This is a genomic window from Vibrio intestinalis (assembly GCF_025195085.2).
Classification (GTDB): Bacteria; Pseudomonadota; Gammaproteobacteria; order Enterobacterales; family Vibrionaceae; genus Vibrio; species Vibrio intestinalis.
Window position 1 is genome coordinate 38,215 of record NZ_JANAVY020000015.1, and the last position, 18,969, is coordinate 57,183.

14 protein-coding genes are annotated in these 18,969 nt (G+C 44.7%); 3 read left to right on the forward strand and 11 right to left on the reverse strand.

From position 1 onward, the window contains the following. Nucleotides 1–19: 19 nt before the first annotated feature. From MU515_RS16195 to tal, 4 genes are all read right to left on the reverse strand, one after another. A complete protein-coding gene (locus MU515_RS16195) occupies nucleotides 20–886 on the reverse strand; it encodes a helix-turn-helix transcriptional regulator (RefSeq protein ID WP_260261431.1) in 867 nt (288 codons plus the stop codon). Nucleotides 887–1,032: 146 nt separating this feature from the next. Further along, nucleotides 1,033–3,099 carry a TonB-dependent receptor gene (locus MU515_RS16200; RefSeq protein ID WP_260261432.1) on the reverse strand — a complete coding sequence of 689 codons (2,067 nt, stop codon included), beginning with the start codon at nucleotides 3,097–3,099 and terminating at the stop codon, nucleotides 1,033–1,035. Nucleotides 3,100–3,419: 320 nt separating this feature from the next. Further along, nucleotides 3,420–5,411 carry a transketolase gene (tkt, locus tag MU515_RS16205; protein ID WP_260261433.1) on the reverse strand — a complete coding sequence of 664 codons (1,992 nt, stop codon included), beginning with the start codon at nucleotides 5,409–5,411 and terminating at the stop codon, nucleotides 3,420–3,422. Nucleotides 5,412–5,490: 79 nt separating this feature from the next. Continuing rightward, on the reverse strand, nucleotides 5,491–6,441 hold the full coding sequence (gene tal, locus MU515_RS16210) for a transaldolase (protein ID WP_260261434.1): 951 nt from the start codon (nucleotides 6,439–6,441) through the stop codon (nucleotides 5,491–5,493). A 476-nt stretch (nucleotides 6,442–6,917) separates the two neighbouring features. Between tal and MU515_RS16215 the strand changes: the two genes are divergently transcribed. Then, on the forward strand, nucleotides 6,918–7,898 hold the full coding sequence (locus tag MU515_RS16215) for a sugar-binding transcriptional regulator (protein WP_260261435.1): 981 nt from the start codon (nucleotides 6,918–6,920) through the stop codon (nucleotides 7,896–7,898). An 83-nt stretch (nucleotides 7,899–7,981) separates the two neighbouring features. Here the strand turns inward: MU515_RS16215 and MU515_RS16220 are convergent, their stop codons facing one another. The 5 genes from MU515_RS16220 to moeA all read right to left on the reverse strand — a co-directional run bounded on the left by MU515_RS16220 (nucleotide 7,982) and on the right by moeA (nucleotide 12,286). Further along, a complete protein-coding gene (locus MU515_RS16220; RefSeq protein WP_260261436.1) occupies nucleotides 7,982–8,836 on the reverse strand; it encodes a hypothetical protein in 855 nt (284 codons plus the stop codon). A 258-nt stretch (nucleotides 8,837–9,094) separates the two neighbouring features. Continuing rightward, complete coding sequence (locus MU515_RS16225) at nucleotides 9,095–9,922, reverse strand: sulfurtransferase (protein WP_260261437.1); 828 nt, start codon at nucleotides 9,920–9,922, stop codon at nucleotides 9,095–9,097. A gap of 32 nt (nucleotides 9,923–9,954) precedes the next feature. Continuing rightward, complete coding sequence (locus tag MU515_RS16230; protein WP_260261438.1) at nucleotides 9,955–10,251, reverse strand: hypothetical protein; 297 nt, start codon at nucleotides 10,249–10,251, stop codon at nucleotides 9,955–9,957. Nucleotides 10,252–10,291: 40 nt separating this feature from the next. Then, a complete protein-coding gene (gene moeB, locus MU515_RS16235; protein ID WP_260261478.1) occupies nucleotides 10,292–11,041 on the reverse strand; it encodes a molybdopterin-synthase adenylyltransferase MoeB in 750 nt (249 codons plus the stop codon). A 9-nt stretch (nucleotides 11,042–11,050) separates the two neighbouring features. Next, nucleotides 11,051–12,286 carry a molybdopterin molybdotransferase MoeA gene (gene moeA / locus MU515_RS16240; RefSeq protein WP_260261439.1) on the reverse strand — a complete coding sequence of 412 codons (1,236 nt, stop codon included), beginning with the start codon at nucleotides 12,284–12,286 and terminating at the stop codon, nucleotides 11,051–11,053. Between the two features lie 177 nt (nucleotides 12,287–12,463). Here moeA and folE point away from each other — a divergent pair, with 177 nt between their 5' ends. Together folE and dbpA are read left to right on the forward strand one after the other, a co-directional pair. Further along, complete coding sequence (gene folE / locus MU515_RS16245) at nucleotides 12,464–13,117, forward strand: GTP cyclohydrolase I FolE (RefSeq protein ID WP_260261440.1); 654 nt, start codon at nucleotides 12,464–12,466, stop codon at nucleotides 13,115–13,117. A gap of 166 nt (nucleotides 13,118–13,283) precedes the next feature. Then, on the forward strand, nucleotides 13,284–14,660 hold the full coding sequence (dbpA, locus tag MU515_RS16250; protein ID WP_260261441.1) for an ATP-dependent RNA helicase DbpA: 1,377 nt from the start codon (nucleotides 13,284–13,286) through the stop codon (nucleotides 14,658–14,660). Between the two features lie 60 nt (nucleotides 14,661–14,720). Here the strand turns inward: dbpA and MU515_RS16255 are convergent, their stop codons facing one another. Together MU515_RS16255 and dld are read right to left on the reverse strand one after the other, a co-directional pair. Next, a complete protein-coding gene (locus tag MU515_RS16255) occupies nucleotides 14,721–16,649 on the reverse strand; it encodes a leucine-rich repeat domain-containing protein (RefSeq protein ID WP_260261442.1) in 1,929 nt (642 codons plus the stop codon). 484 nt (nucleotides 16,650–17,133) lie between these two features. Next, on the reverse strand, nucleotides 17,134–18,840 hold the full coding sequence (gene dld, locus MU515_RS16260) for a D-lactate dehydrogenase (RefSeq protein WP_260261443.1): 1,707 nt from the start codon (nucleotides 18,838–18,840) through the stop codon (nucleotides 17,134–17,136). Nucleotides 18,841–18,969 lie beyond the last annotated feature (129 nt).

The window sequence follows — 18,969 nt, forward strand, 5'->3', positions numbered from 1 at the left end:
AAATTCAGGAATTAACCCGTCACATTCGGGAATTTTTGCCACGAAATTGCGCAGGCGTAACCCCTAAATGCTGTCTGAATACTTTAGTAAAGTAGCTATTGGATTGGTAACCGAGGCTCAGTGCTATTTCAGTAATGCTCATTTGTGTGGTTTTGAGATTTTTCTGGGCTATTTCCATGCGATAGTTTTGAATCCACTTCGCTACGCCAACCCCAAGCTCTTGCTTAAATGCACGTTTTAAATAGCAATCATTGGTGGCCAATTGGCGTGAAAGCGAATTGATAGTCCAGTTTTTTTCTGGTGAACGTTCAACCAGTTCACAGGCCCGTTGGCTTAATGTTAGGCGGGGTTGCTGTGTCATCGCAAGGGCGAGGATTTCGAACATCTTACCGTGTAGCCACAGTGTTCTAGCTTCCCCTTGAATGGTGCACTGCCATATTGAGGAAACAACAGAAAGTAGCTGTCCACTTAATGGCATTTGCCAACCTTGGGCAAAGCTGCCGATGGGTTTTAATTGCTCGGTGTTAGGCTGGGCAATCAAAGAGCGGCCCAATCGGTCATTAAAAGGGAAGAAGATACGGATGGCCTGTAAAAAACCGCCTTTAGGCACAACGAATCGATCTTCTATTCTTTGATCGGGAATTAAAGTGGCGATGAATAGCTGTTGCAGCGAAGCGGAAGGGTACTCTGGGTAGCTCAGGCTATGAGCATCGTTTCGACCCATGACGCTGATGTAACAACCTTCAGTAACAGGGTCGTTTAGTACAACCTGATCCGTAGCTTTGCAGTTAATGATTTGGACACGGCATTGCCCATTAAGGTCAAGCTGATCGCATTGGCCTTGAAGGTGTGGGTGCTGATCAATGGTATTCGCTAATAAGTCCATTAATGGTGCTCCAAATTGCATAGTGCAAAGATTGATAATCATTATCAATAGTTGGATTTATAAATCAACGGTTTGAATGACAAATAAAGGCGCTAACCGATGGTTAGCGCCTTATCTTAGAGCTAAGTAGCAACTTATTCAGTCGGCTAGAATTTGTAATCTACAACTAGGCCAACCATTTGAGGGTCACCAATTTCAACCAAGTCACGCTTGTGGCGAAGAATATAGGTTTCATCGCTGACGTTTTTCACGTAACCATGGACAGAAAGATTTTCTGCTTCGAAACCAATGCTAAGGTTGTAAACCGTGTAGTCACCTGCAAGGTACTCTTCGCTATTGGCCAAATCAGTGTAGTACTCTGACACGTGATTCATGCGCGCACCAAAGTACAGACCTGAATCAAAGTACTTGGTGAACCCGAGGCCAGCGGAGAATTCAGGCGCGTAGCTGAAGTCATTGCCTGTTAAGTCACCAGTACGTCTTTCACTAACGTTGGATGGCGCTTGCTTGATTTCAGTATGGAGCAAACCAACAAAGGCGAACACATCAAGGCCAGAATCAAAGTAGTAGTTGGTCTCGAACTCGGCACCGTAGGTTTGGCTGTCTGGAATGTTAGCCACGTAGTTATCTAAGCTACTGTCACTTTCACCGTAAACCAGTGTTTGATAGTTTTCGTAGTCGTTAAAGAATAGCGTTGCGGCTAGGTTTAACTTGCGATCGAGCACTGCTGTTCGAGCGCCTAATTCATAAGTCCACACTTCTTCTTGATCAAAGACAAATAGCTCTTGCTTGTACTCGTTATAGCCGACACCACCCGCGTTATAACCCTTTCTTGCAGTTAACGAGAAGGTGGTAACATCAGAAGGTTGTAGCATCGCGCCAACTTTAGGTAAGAAGATCGAGTTCGTTTCGTCAGAAACAAAATCTAGCGGCCAACGGAAGTGGTCAAAATCACGCTCTAAGTTTTCACGTTCATAACGACCGCCAACAAGAAGGCTGAAGGTATCGCTCAAGCCAATACGAGAGTCGATGTAGATTGCGTCTGTTTGGACGTTATCGAGTCGGCTTTGGTCATTAAGCAGTGATTCTTGCTTCTTATCAATGCTAACTAAACCTCCCACCACGCTGTAACGATCGTCAACTGAGTTGTAGGACAGCTTTGCTTCTGCGGTGTACGTACGCTCCTCAATATCACCAAACCAATCGTCTGGGTTAGGGTAGGAGATAAATGAGGTGTCGTAGTCGCGGCGAGCGATCAATACATCAGCTTGTAGTTGATCACTAAACACATAGTTGACGTCTAAGTTTACGTTCCAGCTATCTGTGTTTTGGCGACGAGTTCGGCCATCACGGTTTGCACGATCGTCAATTGGCTGAGTAACTAGGTTTGTGTATTGGCCTTCTTCGCTGCGTGATGCGACTGTCAATTTAGCGGTTAGTGCATCCAAGCTTGCTGGTTTAAATAGCAATTTACCACGCACATTGAATGATTCTAACTCTGAAGGATCCCACGGGTATTCGTCGTTGGTGATGCTGTACTCGATTGGTGTATTGCCTTGTGAACCTTCGGCTGCAAGACGAAAAGCCAACACATCATCAACAATAGGCGCAGAAATCATGCCTGCTAGATGGGTTTTGCCATCTTCGGTTTCATAGCCGGCACGTAGGCGACTTTCAGTGTAGAAGGTTGGATCTTTGGTTTTAATTACCACCGCACCAGCGATACTGTTACGGCCTTGGTTAGTTGATTGTGGACCTTTAAAAATTTCGACTTGTTCTGTATCCCATAGGCCGGCTTTGCCGAATGATTCACCTGTCCATGATTCTGAAACACCATCAACGGTTGTGTTAACACGTGGCGTTCCACCAATCATGTAAGAGAGGAAACCATCTGCAGGGCCACGGCCATCCACACCTCGGATATGGGGCATACCAGATGGTGCGGTCAGCACGTTGGCTGAACGGTCTAAAAGATCGAAGTAATTGCGGTTTTCACCGTTATCTACTTCATCAGTAAAAATGGTCACTGCGCTAGTGGTATCTTGTAGCGTGCCGCCGAGTTTTTCACCGGTTACGATAATAGTCTCGTCAGCAACTTGTGATTTTGGCTCATTAGCCAAGGCAAAAGTAGAGCTACTAATAACGGCAAAACCGATCAAAGTAGCGAGTCGCGTTGGCTTAAAAATGACCTTGCTGTTGTCCATGAAAGTCATGTGAATATCCCTTAATAATCAATGGTTCTTATTTGGCAATTTATTGTTAGTGCGATAAAAATGCTAATGAGAATTATTGCTAAAGGCAAACAAAATATCGAAAAAATAGCGTTTAGAGTAAAAACGCCTCAAAACGTGTGTAAATCTAGCATAAGACTTATGATAGATGCGCAAAATTACATAAATCTTAATGGCTTATGAGAAAGCATAACAAGATTAAAGGTAGGGTTTAATCAGGTTGAAAAACGAGGTTTTAGTGAATTTTAGCTAAAAAAATACCCGCAAAAAGCGGGCATTTTATTCAACTAAAGATTGTTGGTTTAGCCAAGGATTTCTTGCGCCGTTTCTACAACGTTTTCTTTAGTGAAACCAAACATTTTGAATAGTTCACCTGCTGGTGCAGATTCACCGAATGTTGTCATACCGATGATGCGGCCATCAAAACCAACATACTTGTACCAGAAATCAGCAATACCTGCTTCGATAGCGATACGTGCAGTCACATCTGACGGTAGAACTGCTTCACGGTAAGCAGCGTCTTGCTTGTCAAATGCATCTGTTGATGGCATTGAAACAACACGTACTGCTTTACCTTGTGCGGTTAGCTCTGCTGCAGCTTCTACCGCTAGCTCAACTTCAGAGCCAGTTGCGATTAGGATTAGCTCAGGCTTGCCAGCACAATCTTTAAGCACGTAGCCACCCTTAGCAACGTTTGCTAGCTGCTCTGCATCACGCTCTTGCTGCGCAAGGTTTTGACGAGAGAAGATAAGTGCTGTTGGCGCATCTTTACGTTCGATAGCCAGTTTCCAAGCTACTGCTGATTCAACTTGGTCACATGGACGCCATGTGCTCATGTTTGGTGTCATACGTAGAGATGCGATCTGCTCAACTGGTTGGTGAGTAGGGCCATCTTCGCCAAGGCCGATTGAATCGTGCGTGTAAACTTGAATGTTCTGAATTTTCATCAGAGCAGCCATACGCATTGCGTTACGAGCGTATTCCATGAACATTAGGAATGTCGCGCCGTAAGGAACGAAACCGCCGTGCAGTGCGATACCGTTCATGATCGCTGTCATACCGAATTCACGTACACCATAGTGAATGTAGTTACCCGCAAAGTCGCTTGCTTCTAGAGACTTAGAACCAGACCACATAGTTAGGTTAGAAGGCGCTAGGTCAGCAGAACCACCCATGAACTCAGGTAAGATAGCACCAAACGCTTCTAGTGCGTTTTGCGATGCTTTACGTGATGCAATGTTTGCTGGGTTTGCTTGAAGGTCAGCAATGATTTGCGTTGCTTTTGCTTCCCATTCCGCTGGTAGTTCACCGTTTACTCGGCGTTTGAACTCGGCTGCAAGTTCTGGATGTGCTGCTTCATAAGCTGCAAGTTTCTCGTTCCACGCTGCTTCCTTAGCTGCGCCTGCTTCTTGCGCAGACCACTCTGCATAGACTTCCTGCGGAATTTCAAAAGGACCGTGCTCCCAACCTAGTTGTTTACGTGTAGCTGCAATTTCTTCAGCGCCTAGTGGTGCACCATGACAATCGTGTGAACCAGATTTGTTTGGCGAACCAAAACCGATGATGGTTTTAGTACAGATAAGCGTAGGGCGAGGGTCTGCTTTTGCTGCTTCGATAGCGGCGTTGATTGCTGCTGCATCGTGGCCATCAACCGCTGGAATTACGTGCCAGCCGTAAGCTTCAAAACGTTTAGGTGTATCGTCAGAGAACCAACCTTCAACGTGACCATCGATAGAGATGCCGTTGTCATCCCAGAATGCGATAAGTTTACCTAGGCCAAGCGTACCCGCTAGAGAACACGCTTCATGAGAGATACCTTCCATCAAACAGCCATCACCCATGAAAACATAAGTGAAATGGTCAACGATGTCGTGGCCTTCACGGTTGAATTGTGCCGCCATTGCTTTTTCAGCCAGCGCCATACCAACAGCATTAGTGATGCCTTGGCCTAGTGGGCCAGTAGTCGTTTCGATACCAGGTGCGTAGCCATATTCTGGGTGACCAGGTGTTTTAGAGTGTAGCTGACGGAAGTTTTTAAGATCGTCGATTGATAGCTCGTAACCGCTAAGGTGCAGTAGAGAGTAAATCAGCATAGAGCCGTGGCCGTTAGAAAGTACGAAACGGTCGCGGTCTGCCCATTCTGGGTTAGATGGGTTGTGGTTTAGGTGTGAACGCCAAAGAACTTCAGCGATGTCTGCCATGCCCATAGGTGCGCCAGGGTGACCAGAGTTAGCTTGTTGTACGCCGTCCATGCTTAGAGCACGGATTGCATTCGCTAGATGTTTACGATCCATAATGTTTTACCAGTATAAAATTACTTCAAAGGATATTAAGAGGGGAACACAATCGTTCCCCTTAAATTAGAATTCTGTGTTACAGCTTAGCTGCGATCATTTCTTCAAGTTTGCCTTGGTCAATCGCGAAGTTGCGGATGCCTTCTGCTAGCTTCTCAACCGCCATTGCGTCTTGGTTATGATCCCATAGGAACTCAGCATGAGTCATTGCTGCTGGACGCTCTTGCGCGCCTTTAGAGTCAACTAGCTTCTCAACGACTTCACCTTCAGCGGCTTCTAGTTCAGCTAGTAGCGCTGGAGCGATAGTTAGACGGTCACAACCTGCTAGCTCAAGAATCTCACAGATGTTACGGAAGCTTGCGCCCATAACGACTGTGTTGTAGCCGTATGCTTTGTAGTAGTCGTAGATCTTAGATACAGACAGAACACCTGGGTCTTCTGCAGCTTCAAAATCACGACCTTCTTTCGCTTTGTACCAGTCCATGATACGGCCAACGAATGGTGAAATTAGGAATACGCCTGCTTCAGCACATGCACGAGCCTGTGCGAAAGAGAATAGAAGAGTAAGGTTACAGTTGATGCCTTCTTTTTCTAGGATTTCAGCTGCGCGGATACCTTCCCAAGTTGACGCTAGTTTGATCAGGATGCGTTCGTTTGCGATGCCAGCATCGTTGTACATTTTCATAAGCTGACGCGCTTTCGCTACGCTGCCTTCTGTATCGTAAGAAAGGCGAGCATCGACTTCAGTAGAAATACGACCAGGGATAGTGGTTAGGATTTCTTTACCGATGTTTACAGCAAGCATGTCACAAGCGTCTTGAACTTGTTGCGCTTTGTCGCCGCTTTGCGCTTTTGCGTATTCGATCGCTTGGTCGATTAGTGGTGCGTACTCTTCAATTTGAGCCGCTTTAAGAATAAGAGATGGGTTCGTTGTTGCATCTTCTGGCTGGTATTTTTTGATTGCATCAATTTCACCAGTGTCAGCTACTACAGTAGTCAGTTTACGAAGTTGCTCTAATTTATTGCTCATAATCGATCATCCTATTGTCACGGCGTGTTCGTTTTTAGTAGGGGTAACGAACACATTTGCAAGCGAGTTAGTGAAAAGCTCATCTGTAAATTTAGACGCTCATCATTCACTAACGAAAAACTTTTTACCGATAGTCGCAATGTAATGAACATTTGCTCTATCGTTGAGTAAATGATGGGTTCATATTTATCTGATTGGCCCACAAAGTCAATTACTGAAACGCCATTTAAGTGATGCTCATCAACAATATTTTTGTGTTTTTGACCGCGAACTGTTGGTTAACCGTTTGCCCTTGCAAGCTATGCGCTCAGGCTAAATTTAACTGACGGATTTTTAGGCTGAGAAAATGTCACCAAGGTGAGCAAAAGTTGCATTAAAATGAGCTTGTGACATATGCTAGGTCAATGAGCGGATGTTCACTTATCTGCTACTATTTGTGCGTTTTCCAAATTAATACAGCGTAAACCTAGGTGACTATGGCGAATCCAAAGCAAGAACCAACCCTTGATAGTGCCGATCTGTTGACCGAAATCTCGGTTGCTTACTATCAAGATGGGGCAACTCAAGAAGAGATCTCGAAGAAGTTCTCTATCTCTAGAGCAAAAGTAGGCCGTCTATTAAAACAGGCGCGTGATGAAGGTATTGTAGAGATAACGGTAAAGTACCACCCAGTATTCAGTGCCAAGATTGAGCAGCGCCTAATTGAGCGATTTGGTGTGAAACGTGCCTTGGTTGCGCTAGATCAGCCTAATGAAGAGGCGCAACGTCAACAAGTTGCTGGGTTGGTCTCTCATTACCTCGCAGCCACGATTAAATCTGGTGACGTTGTCACAGTGGGGCAGGGGCGAAACGTCTCTGCTGTTGCACACCACATAGGGGTAATTACGCCTCGTGACTGTAAGTTTGTGTGCAGTATCGGCGGTATTCACCCAAGAGGCGGTATGTTTAACGCAGACCATATTTGTCGTCAGTTCGCCAAGAATTATGGCGGCACATCGGAAACGCTTTATGCGCCCGCGTATGCTGAAAACCGCGAGCAAAAGCTGGCGTTCATGCAAAATACCACTATTAAGCAAACATTGGACTCAGCGCGTAAAGCCGATGTCGCTTTGGTTGGTATCGGTGATATGAGCGAGAACAGCTACATGGTGGACTTAGGTTGGTTTACCGCTGACGAAGTGGTGCAATCTCGCCTGCAGCAAGGTGTAGTGGGTGATTTCGCTGGCTATGACTTCTTTGATATTCACGGTAATGCCGCTAATACCGTAATGAGTGACCGAGTAATCGGTTTAGGTATTGATGAATTCAAACCTATTTCACAAGTAATTGCTATCGCCGCTGAAAACAGCAAGCCATTAGCGTTATTAGGTGCTCTGCGTACTGGCGCGATCGATGTCATCGCCACAAGCGTAAGTAATGCACTGACGGTACTCAACCTTGATGAGCAGATGAAGTAGCGCTTAACCTACAATGATAAGATGAAAGCGGCCAATGGCCGCTTTTTTGTAGAAATCACCAATTGACAATAGAACCCTAAAAACTAAAAACGTGAATACGAAACAGAGGTGAAAGAGTTAAGGTATCCGTGGTTAACCTCAAGACCATCGACCATCACTGGTGTTGGCAATTCAGTTTTTTCTTCTCGCTTAATGTTATCTAGCTGGTAATAGATAAATTCAGCCGCCACTTTAAACGCGGTTTCAGACACTTGATAGTATCTTGCCCTGTCGTTATCAAGAATGATGTGCTCGCTGTCCAATTTAGAATCCGCTTCGGAGTTATCAAATTGAACGTAGTATTTAAGCGTATCGAGAGAGTTGTCTTTAGGATCAACAATGATGATGTCGAACTCGTACACTAACTGTAACCAGCTACCGACTAGAGAACTGACTGGATTGACATAATGATTCCAACTGATTGATACATTGAGCTCGTTAGTATTGTTGTTAGGGTAGAGCTGTAGCGGGCCATCAGCAAAGTATAGATTGACCTTATCCCATTGCTTGAAGGACTGTTTTGAAAAGCTGTCATGAAAGTCTGTTTCTAACTTCTCATTGCTGGCATTTATGCCGATTTCTTTGCGATATTCCTCAATCGCTTCCATTTCTGCTTCAATTAACGCAGCAACAATTGCTCCGCCAATTGCTCCACCAACTGATGCTGTCGCATCGCCGCCAAATGTGTTTTGTAGCGCTACCGGAGTACTATTTTTCGCTAGCTCATTCATAAGTGCTGGATCTGCGTAATAACTGTTGATCCCTTTGTTAGCATCTTGCCCTTGTTTGAATAGGTAGAGGTTAATCTCCTGGGCGTTAGTTGACGCACTTTCGAACTCGGGTATTCGGTTGGCACAACCCACGAGCAATGTGGTGATAAGAACGAAGAATAATCTCACGGCATGTTCCTTAATAGGTTGGATTTTATAAAAAGACTGAGGTTTCGAGAGATATTTAAAGGAATTTAATATTAAACTCAGTAATGAACGAGGAAAAATGAGAGCGATATTTTATAAAATGCAGATTTGGCGTTGGTATTTAACAGTTTGAAATAACTTTGCCGTTTTTATAGTGGGTAGGTGGAGGCGATTCGAAAACATAAAGCCATCTAATTTCCGGTATTAAATGGCTTAAATAAGAGAAGTGTAATTATGTTATCAGGATTCAATCGGTAGAGCTTTGTTTGCGCCCCATTCAGTCCACGAACCGTCGTACACTTTTAGGTTGTGATATCCACATATCAGCGCGGCTACCAACACGATGCAAGCTGTGACGCCAGAGCCGCAGCTAAAGATATATTCTTGCTTGGTGTCGTCGAGTAGGCCTTGTAGTAAAGTTGAAAGCTCTATTTTAGATTTCAATCGATGTTGGTCCATTAGGCTCGCAAAAGGGATGCACACTGAATTGGGAATGTGACCGCTGCGTACACCTTCGCGTGGCTCAGGGGTTTGGCCAAGAAAACGAGCAATTCCGCGGGCATCGACGGTTAAGCTGTTTTGGTTATTAATGGCTTGCTGCACGTAATTGGCATCGACAAACCAATCACTGTTTAATTGGCCGTTAAAGTCACCTTTACTTACTTTCTTGTATTCAGTTGTTGTCGCAAACCCACGTAATTTCCACTCAGTTAAGCCACCATCGAGAATGTAACTCTGCTTGTGGCCCATTGCTTGGAGCATGGCCCAAGCGCGTGGTGAGGCAAATGTACCGCTATTGTCGTACACCACAATGGTGGATTGGTTGTTGAGGCCAATCGTTTGAGCCAGCTGATTGAAGCGAGCTTCACTTGGCATCATATGGGGTAGGTGAGAGTCAGGGTCACAAAATACGCTGTCGTAATCGAACCGAATAGAATTCGGGATCAAGTTGGTTTTGTCTTTGGGTGATTCTGAAGGGATTTGAAAATCGATACTGGCATCGAGCACAATTAGGTCTTTATCGTTTAAATGGTCGAAGAGCCATTGAGCGGTTACAAGTGGGTTCACGTTATATCCTTATTGCTAATTGATTTGGATGCTTATTGGCAAGAAATAAAGCGGTAACTGGCATTGCCAAGCATATCGGTTTCGACCTCTACAGTGGTCTGCTGGGCATTTTCGCAGCGATTATCTACCGGAGCGGAGATCACCGCAGTTTGACTATCATCTAGTTGTACAGTGAGAAAACGGCGATGACCATCAAGCGATTGAGTAAGAGTGGAACTGACAATATCGAAGGTTCGTTGCTCCGTTGAACTGTGCTGCAGGCTTAACAAGCCAAGCAGCACGATAATTGAAACAACAAAGGCACTAACGAATATTTTGGGGTTATCCATAACCTAGAGGTCCTCTATTGTTTGTTCATAGGGAGAGAGCTTATTTACAGGTCGGGCAATTGGCCATCTTCATAAGGTTCATTTCACGCCAAGACATTGTTAAAGCATCTAAGATTAGAATCTTGCCTTGCTTTGGCTGGCCATAATTGGCTATCACTTTAATGGCTTCCATAGCTTGAACCGCGCCAATAATACCGACAACAGGGGCCATCACTCCGGCCTCGACACAGCTAAGCGCACCATTGCCAAACAGTGAGCTTAAACACTCATAACATGGCTCGGTTGGGTCTTGGTAGCAAAAGACGCTCACTTGGCCTTCCATACGAATCGCAGCACCGGACACAAGCGGCACTTTAGCTGCAAAGCATAGACGGTTTAGTTGATTGCGAGTATCTACATTATCGCTGGCATCAAGCACTAAAGAGTGTTGCTTTATCAATGCCGACAGTTCCTCGTCATTTAATCGACGGTCAATTGTCTCGACGATTAGATGCGGGTTAAGCGCACGCAGTGATTCAGCCGCTGAGTCTACTTTCTTTACGCCGATATCTTTATCGTGGTGCAGCACTTGGCGCTGTAGGTTTGACAGTTCAACTACGTCATCATCGATCAGCGTAAGCTTGCCAATCCCAGCTGTAGCGAGGTATTGGCTTGACGCGCAGCCTAAACCGCCCGCGCCAAGAATCAATATCGAACTTTGCTTGAGTGCTTCTTGACCATCAAAATCAAACTGCTTGAGAATGATTTGACGATTGTAACGCAGCATCTCTTGGTCAGATAAAATCTCCAACATGCTCTCCTAGTAAAGCGTAGAGTTAAACAGTTGGATTTGAACCGTTTCACCCACTTCTACGCGGCCACGCTCTCGTTCTAACACAACAAAACAGTTGGCAAGGCTCATTGAGCGGAATGCACCTGAGCTTTGGTTACCTGTGGTCTCAACTACAAACTGACCGTTCGCGATAGAGTAGACGCCGCGTTGGTAATCGGTTCTGCCTGGTGACTTTTTGAAAGCGGTGCGTGTTGTCGCAGGGATGGATTCAGGCTGTTTCCATTCCGTATGACCAGAAAGTTTAGCTAGCATCGGTTGCACCAAAACGTACATGGTCAACACTGCAGAAACAGGGTTACCCGGTAAGCCGCAGAACCATGCGTTTTCCAGCGCGCCAAACGCAAAAGGTTTACCTGGTTTGATCGCCAGTTTCCAGAAACCGATTTCCCCAAGCTCTTCTAGAATGTCTTTGGTGTAGTCGGCTTCACCCACACTCACACCGCCGGACGTCACCACAACGTCAGCGATTTTCTGCGCTTTTTCAAAGGTCTGTTTTAGTATGTCTGGGCAATCAGGAATAATGCCTAAATCGATAGGCTCACAACCGAAGTTTTCAATCAGAGGCTTAATGCCGTAACGGTTGCTGTCGTAAATCTGGCCTGCTTCTAACGGCTCACCAAGCGGCTTTAGCTCATCACCGGTAGAGAAAAACGCGACTTTAGGTTTGCGCACCACAGTGATGTGACTAATGCCAAGTGAAGCAATCATAGGAATATCACGCGGGGTTAAGCGTGACCCCTTAGGCAGTACGATGTCACCTTGCTTGATATCATCACCCGTTGGGCGAATGTTATTTTGTGGCTTAACGTCTGTTTGGTTAAACACTATGCCCGCATCGGTCACTTCGGTGTTTTCTTGCATGATAACGGCATCACAACCCTGCGGGATTTGCGCGCCAGTCATAATACGAATGCAGGTTGCTTGAGGCCACTCTCCCTCAAAAGGTTGACCGGCAAAAGACTTACCCGAAAGAGGCAGAACATTCGATTGTTCAAGATCGGCAATGCGAATGGCGTAGCCATCCATTGCTGAGTTATCAAATGGCGGAACGAAAATTGGAGATAGAACGTCTTCAGCTAAAACAAAGCCTAGCGCCTCAGCAAGCGGTAATTGCAAAGTGGCTTCAATTGGTTGGATGCGCGATAGCATTTTGTCCATCGCTTGTTCGATTGGCATTAAGCCAGGAGCGTCACAGCAACCCATGATATTTTCCTAATTATAATTTTTGGCAACTTTAGCATAATTTTAGACGAGACTACATTTCAGGTTTACACCTGCAGCGCCCGTAAAATAAAGCCATTCTTAAAATATGGGTGTAATTATTCAAAAATCCGAGTATCCTTGTCAGCCATCCGAAAGGGGTATTTGAGAGGAATTGGAATGTCAGCTCTTAGCGAATCAGCTCTGTTAGTAAAAGATGCGCTCGAATCTCGCGGACTAGAAACACCAATGGTGCCTAGTGAATTTTCACGCGAAGAGAAAAAGGAAAAAATTCAATACCACATGAGAGAGATCCTCTCGTTGCTGGATTTGGATCTGACAGACGATAGTCTAGAGGAAACGCCACATCGTATCGCTAAGATGTATGTGGATGAGATTTTCTCAGGTTTGGATTATTCGAACTTCCCGAAAATCACCGTGATTGAAAACAAAATGAATGTCAGCGAGATGGTTCGCGTAAAAGACATCACTTTGACTAGCACGTGTGAACACCACCTAGTAACGATTGATGGTAAAGCTGCCGTGGCATACATTCCACGCGGTAAGATTATCGGTTTATCGAAGATTAACCGAATTGTGCGTTTCTTCTCTCAGCGCCCACAAGTTCAAGAACGTTTGACTCAACAAATTTTAGTTGCACTACAAACCTTGCTTGAATCTGATGATGTGGCGGTGACCATCGACGCAACGCACTACTGCGTGAAATCACGCGGAGTGATGGATGCAACCAGTGAGACAACCACGACGGCTCTGGGCGGCATCTTTAAATCTAACCCAGCTACGCGAGCGGAGTTTCTGCACGGCTTGCGCTAGTCACTTAGTCGATAATGGCTAGATGACAATAGATTGGGTAAAAACAAATTAAATGAAACCGCTTCAAACGAGGCGGTTTTTTGCTTTATCAAAACTGAGCGCGATAAGAGTGAATAGACTATCTTTCAGCCAGTAATTGGATAAAGCCATAAAGTGAGAACAACTTGTGACGAATGCATTTAACACTCTTCCACTGCGTAACGAACTGATCGGTACGCTAGATTCACTGGGTTACAGTGAAATGACGCCAATTCAAGCGCAGAGCTTGCCTTTGGTATTGCAAGGTAAAGACGTAATCGGTCAGGGGAAAACGGGCTCGGGTAAAACGGCGGCTTTTTCTTTGGCATTGCTGAGTAATCTAAACGTAAAACGTTTTCGCGTGCAGTCTTTGGTGCTGTGTCCAACTCGTGAACTGGCCGACCAAGTAGCTAAAGAAATTCGTACTCTTGCTCGCGGCATTCACAACATTAAAGTGTTGACGCTTTGTGGTGGTACGCCAATGGGCCCGCAAATTGGTTCTCTTGAGCATGGCGCGCACATTCTAGTTGGCACACCAGGTCGTATTCTTGATCATTTGGACAAAGGCCGAATCAATCTAGAAGAGCTTAATACGCTAGTGCTTGATGAAGCTGACCGTATGCTAGAAATGGGCTTCCAAGATGCTTTAGATGCGATCATTGCTGAAGCGCCAAAACAGCGTCAAACGCTATTGTTTAGTGCCACATTCCCTAAGCAGATTGAAAGCATCGCAGGGCGTATTATGCAGTCACCTGAGATGGTGAAAGTAGAATCAACGCACCAAACCAGCACGATTACTCAATCTTTCTTTAAGTTAGACAGCACTGAGCAACGTGATGATGCACTAGAAGCATTGCTACTGAAATATCAGCCACAATCGAGCGTTGTGTTCTGTAACACTAAGAAAGAAGTGATGAACGTAGCCGATGAGCTGGCACATCGTGGTTTTAGCGTGGTTGAACTGCAAGGCGATATGGAGCAGCGCGAGCGCGATCAAGCGTTAACCATGTTTGCTAACAAGAGTATTTCTATCTTAGTAGCAACTGACGTAGCGGCGCGTGGTTTGGATGTAGAAAACTTGGATGCGGTGTTTAACTTTGAGCTTTCACGTGACCCAGAAGTTCACGTTCACCGCATCGGTCGTACTGGCCGTGCTGGCGCGAAAGGTCACGCATTTAGCTTCTATGGCGAAAAAGATGGCTATCGCATTGCGTTAATCGAAGAGTACATGGACATTGAAGTGAGCGCGGCAGAACTACCTGAAAAAGGTAATCAACAGCCGTTTACGTCACCAATGACCACAATTCAAATTTTGGGTGGTAAAAAAGCCAAAGTTCGTGCAGGCGATATTCTAGGGGCTTTGACTAAGCAAGCTGGCATTGAAGGTAAGCGCATTGGTAAAATCAACATCATGCCGATGGTTTCTTACGTAGCAGTAGAAAATGACGTAGCGAAAGTGGCTTTAAAACAGCTACAAAACGGTAAGATGAAAGGCAAAGCGTTCAAAGCGCGCATCATGAAGTGAGCATGGATTTGCCATAATCAATAAGTAAGCGCCGCCCAATTGGGCGGCGCTTTTGTTTTTCTATCTGAAAGTAACATTTGGATAACTTGCTTCAAGTTCAGCTTGTTTACTACTGAGATTTGAATAAGAGATATCTATAGTCGCGCTGCAATTTGCATCAAGAGTGAGTTGTTCTTGGACACTGTTTCCCGATAGGGCTACATTTTCAAGTCGTGGTGCGTTGGTGATACTCAGATCAATGAGGTGGCTGCTACTAGAAAAGAATACAGTCTTTAATTGGGGGACGTCTGTTAGTGTTAGCGATGGTAGGTCAGCGCCCACAAGGTTTAGTGTGACCAATTCAGGGAAATCGACTGAGGCAATCGCAGCTAAGCTTGTCGTGCTTGCATCCAGAGTTTCGAGACTTGGTAAGCCACTATTGTCGAGTTCAGTCATATTCATATTGAATTGCAATTTCAACGTAGCAAGCTTGGGTAGGTTTTTTGCGGTCAATTTGGTCAGTGCCCCATTGTCTGATGCATCAAGTGTATTGAGCAATGGCATATTGATAATAGATAATGAACTGAGTGAATCATTACCGTGTAAATCGATGCTTTCTAGTAAAGGCATATCAGTCAATGTTAGCGACGGTACTTTTGTAATGTATCTAGCTTGAAGGCTTTCTAACTTAGGAAGACTAGTTAGACTCAAATCAAGCAAGTATGGATTGCTTGAAATATCAAGCGTTGAAAGGTTTGGTAGTTCATTGGCGTGGAACTCTATCAAGCTGAGTGTGCTAGATGCGTTGAGTGCAGTTAAAGATGGCATCGCAGCAAGATCTAAACGGGTAACTTGCGCAGAGGATACATCGAGTGTTTCTAATGTATCTTTGTGAGTTTGTAAGATAGAGTTAATCGCTGAATCGACGTCTAGGCGAGATAAATTTAGTTCTTTAATAGCTGCTAAAGAGGCTATAGGGGTTAGATTAGTAGTATTTGTGTTACCAAGATCAAGTGAGTTTATGGAGTTTGGTAATTGAGTTAAATCTAGGTCTAATAAATTATTTGAATTTAAGTTTAAGCTTTCGAGTTTAGGCCAATTTCCGAGATTTACGTTAGCTAGAGTATTCTCAGCTACGCTGAGTCGAATTATATGGTTGTTTCCCCCCTCTAAGAGTCCCTTAACAATATCGATATTTGTATTAACGCTCTCATCAATATTATCAAGCTCCAATGTTTCGAGTTGAGTAAGTTGAGAGATTGTCCCCGTCGTCAGTAAATCAACACTTGTGTAGCTTAAGTTAAGGTAGGTAAGCGTGTGTGATAGGTGGTCAATACCAGTTAGGGTCAACTTACTATTATTACGAAAGCTAAGTGTTTGAATGTTAGTCAATAACTCAGCATTAACATTGCCGTTTAGACCATTGCCAATTAGCTTTAAGGATTTGAGCTTTGATGCCAAGCCGTCAATTATTCCATTGGTCACTGAAACATCAGAAGAGACTGCATACCAGTTTAGTCCTAAATCAGAAAGGTTGGTAAAACGAGTGATTTGAGCTGCTGACGTAATTTGGTTTTCTTGGCCTTCTAAATAAAGCTTGGTTAAGGTCGTATTGGCCGAAGAGGGCAGGTCATTGAGTGAAAATAGTGGATTACTGGCAGACTGGGTTAAAAGTATGGGTTCAACTGGAACTTTAGAATAACTGAACGCCTCAAGTTGGCCTAATCCAGTCAAATCCAGTTGGCCTAAACTAGGATTGTTGAAGACTTCCAACACCGTTAAAGGGGCTGCTAACTCAAGGTTTTGAATTGTAGACAAAACGGGATTATCGATAACAATAAGTTGCTGCAATTGAGGCAATTTTTGTAAATCTAGACTGGTGATTGAACCGCCATCGCTTTGTAATTCAAATACGGTGACATCATTGAGCACTGGCATCGCTTCAAATTCCGCTTGTGTCATTGCCACGTCGGTGAAGCGGACTTCCGTTAGCACCTCAATTTGATCCATGTTTTCTAGGTCAGTCAGTGAACCAGAGCAGGACAAGACCCCACTATCGACTTGGCATGTGCCGCCATCGGATTGAGGGACGCCAACCACAGGGGTAGTTCCGGTTTCACTGTCATCCTCACAGCCGAAAAGGGCTAAAACAAGGGTGAGATATAAAAGTTTGCGCATTATTGAGTTCCCTTTTGTCGATTCGTGTACGAATCTAAATTCAAAATAGACGTGTTATTTTTGGTATAAAATGCGCGAACACTAATAGAAAATGGAATGGGGTTCCGTTAACGATTGTGCAGTTTTTGGCCGGGAAATTAATGGGTTACTCAGTTAATCGCCGAATGGCATGGTTTGTTAGGAAAACGCGAAGCATTAGATTTGATGCAGAAACTGAGCGACATTTTAGTTTCATTGAGTGATTTTGCGAAGGAAGTTGGAAAGCCACTGAGATATTGCCCAGTGGCGTTGATTTGATTTGCTAGTGGTTATGCTGTTAACCGCAACAGCTACAATTGCGTTTGTATTTGCTCATTTTGCCAATACCTGGGTTAAAGGTGTTGGTCGGATCGAGTGAATGGTAAAACGCTTGCAGTTGTTTCTCAGCTTCGTAAAGGTGGCCAACGTTGTGTTCCGCTGGGTATTTAGCGCCTTTTTCAGTCAGAAGTTTTAGCATCTGCTTTTTCACTTCTTTGGTGTTAGTGCCTTTTTTAAAGATGTAGTCTTGGTGGAACACGTGGCACATGTAATGCCCGTAGTAGAGTCCCATCACCATTTGGTCAGTGATCTCTTTAGGTAGTTTCTCTACCCAATCAATATCGTTACGTCGCAATGCAATATCCAGTGCGAGAATATCTTCGAGTTCATTTTTATGGATGGTTTCATAACGAATCGCTGCTCCTGCTGCTGCAAAACGGTGAAGGAGTGCTTTCTTTCCTTCATCGGCACTACATTCAAAGTAACCAGTATCAGGTTTGCTCTTCCAAACTGTTTCTAAGTAGTCTTGCGCTTCTTTTATGCCTTCATCACTCATTTTTAGAATCAAGTGATGTTCATATTTGTCGCGATAGCGAAGCATTCTTTCTGGCAAGTGCTGCGGGAACAGTTTGCTGAAGTAATACATCATAATGTCAGGCAGATCTTTCGATACCAAAGGGATTCGTTTTAAAAACGATTCGACTTTGGCTTTGAAGGCAAAGAACTTAGGTAGATTGTCTGTGCCAAGGTGCTGTATGGATAAAAACACGTCTTTACCATACGTTTCTGCCAAGTTGAAAATGTCGCGATGCATGTATTCGCCCATTTCGGGCAGGTTTTCAAATTTTTGCAGCATATCACGACGTAACATAGCCAGTTGGTCTGGGTCATTACAACCGATATAAAACAGCTGTTCTTTTTCAGGAATAGGGTAACTGTCAACACGAACTGCAAACACGGTGAGTTTACCGGCACAGCCACTTGCTTCAAACAGTCGGCGAGAGTCTGCATTGAATCGTGATGGAGTGTCTGCATCAACGTCACGCACGCGTGCATCGTACTCTCTGTCTGATGCCATCGCATTGGTGTGTTGAATTTGGCTAACATCAAAGTTGCCTTGTTCAACGTTATTTAGGATCTCCTCAGGGGTATCACCCAAACCTTCAATACCTAGGTGATTGACCAACTCCAATTTGCCATCTTTGGTAACTTGACCAAAGAGGGCAAGCTCAGTATAGGCAGGGCCTCTTTTCACTAGTGCACCACCAGAGTTGTTAGCAATACCACCAACCACTGTTGCACCAATGGAAGATGAGCCGATCACCGAGTGCGGAGCACGGTTAACAGTCTTCAAAGTTTTGTCTAATTGATGCAGGCTAACACCGGGAAGGCTGACAACTTGCTTGCCTCCATCAAGAAGGTGCAAGGTCTTCATGCGGGTGATATTGATGATCACCACTTCACGGTCATAATCGTCACCGCTAGGAGCAGAGCCTTCGGTTAGGCCTGTTTTGGCAGCCTGCATGATGATAATGCAGTTGGCATCCACTGCGGCTTGCAATAGTTGCCATTGTTCAACAAGTGTCGAAGGGAAAAGTACCGCGAGCGCTTTGCCTTGGCCAGAACGAAAACCAGAGCGATAGTATTCAGTTTTACTCTCCTGAGTTAACACATTGTCAGAGCCAACAATGTTTATAAACTTAGTAATTAACGCCTGATTATTCATGGGCTTCCCTTCATTTGTCGTTGTATTTTTGTGGTGCAATATTTGATTTACAGTCTAATAACATTTGAGGCGGTATACTAGATTGGTCTTCATGCAAATCCGATTGCAAGCACGTATTGATGTGATGGC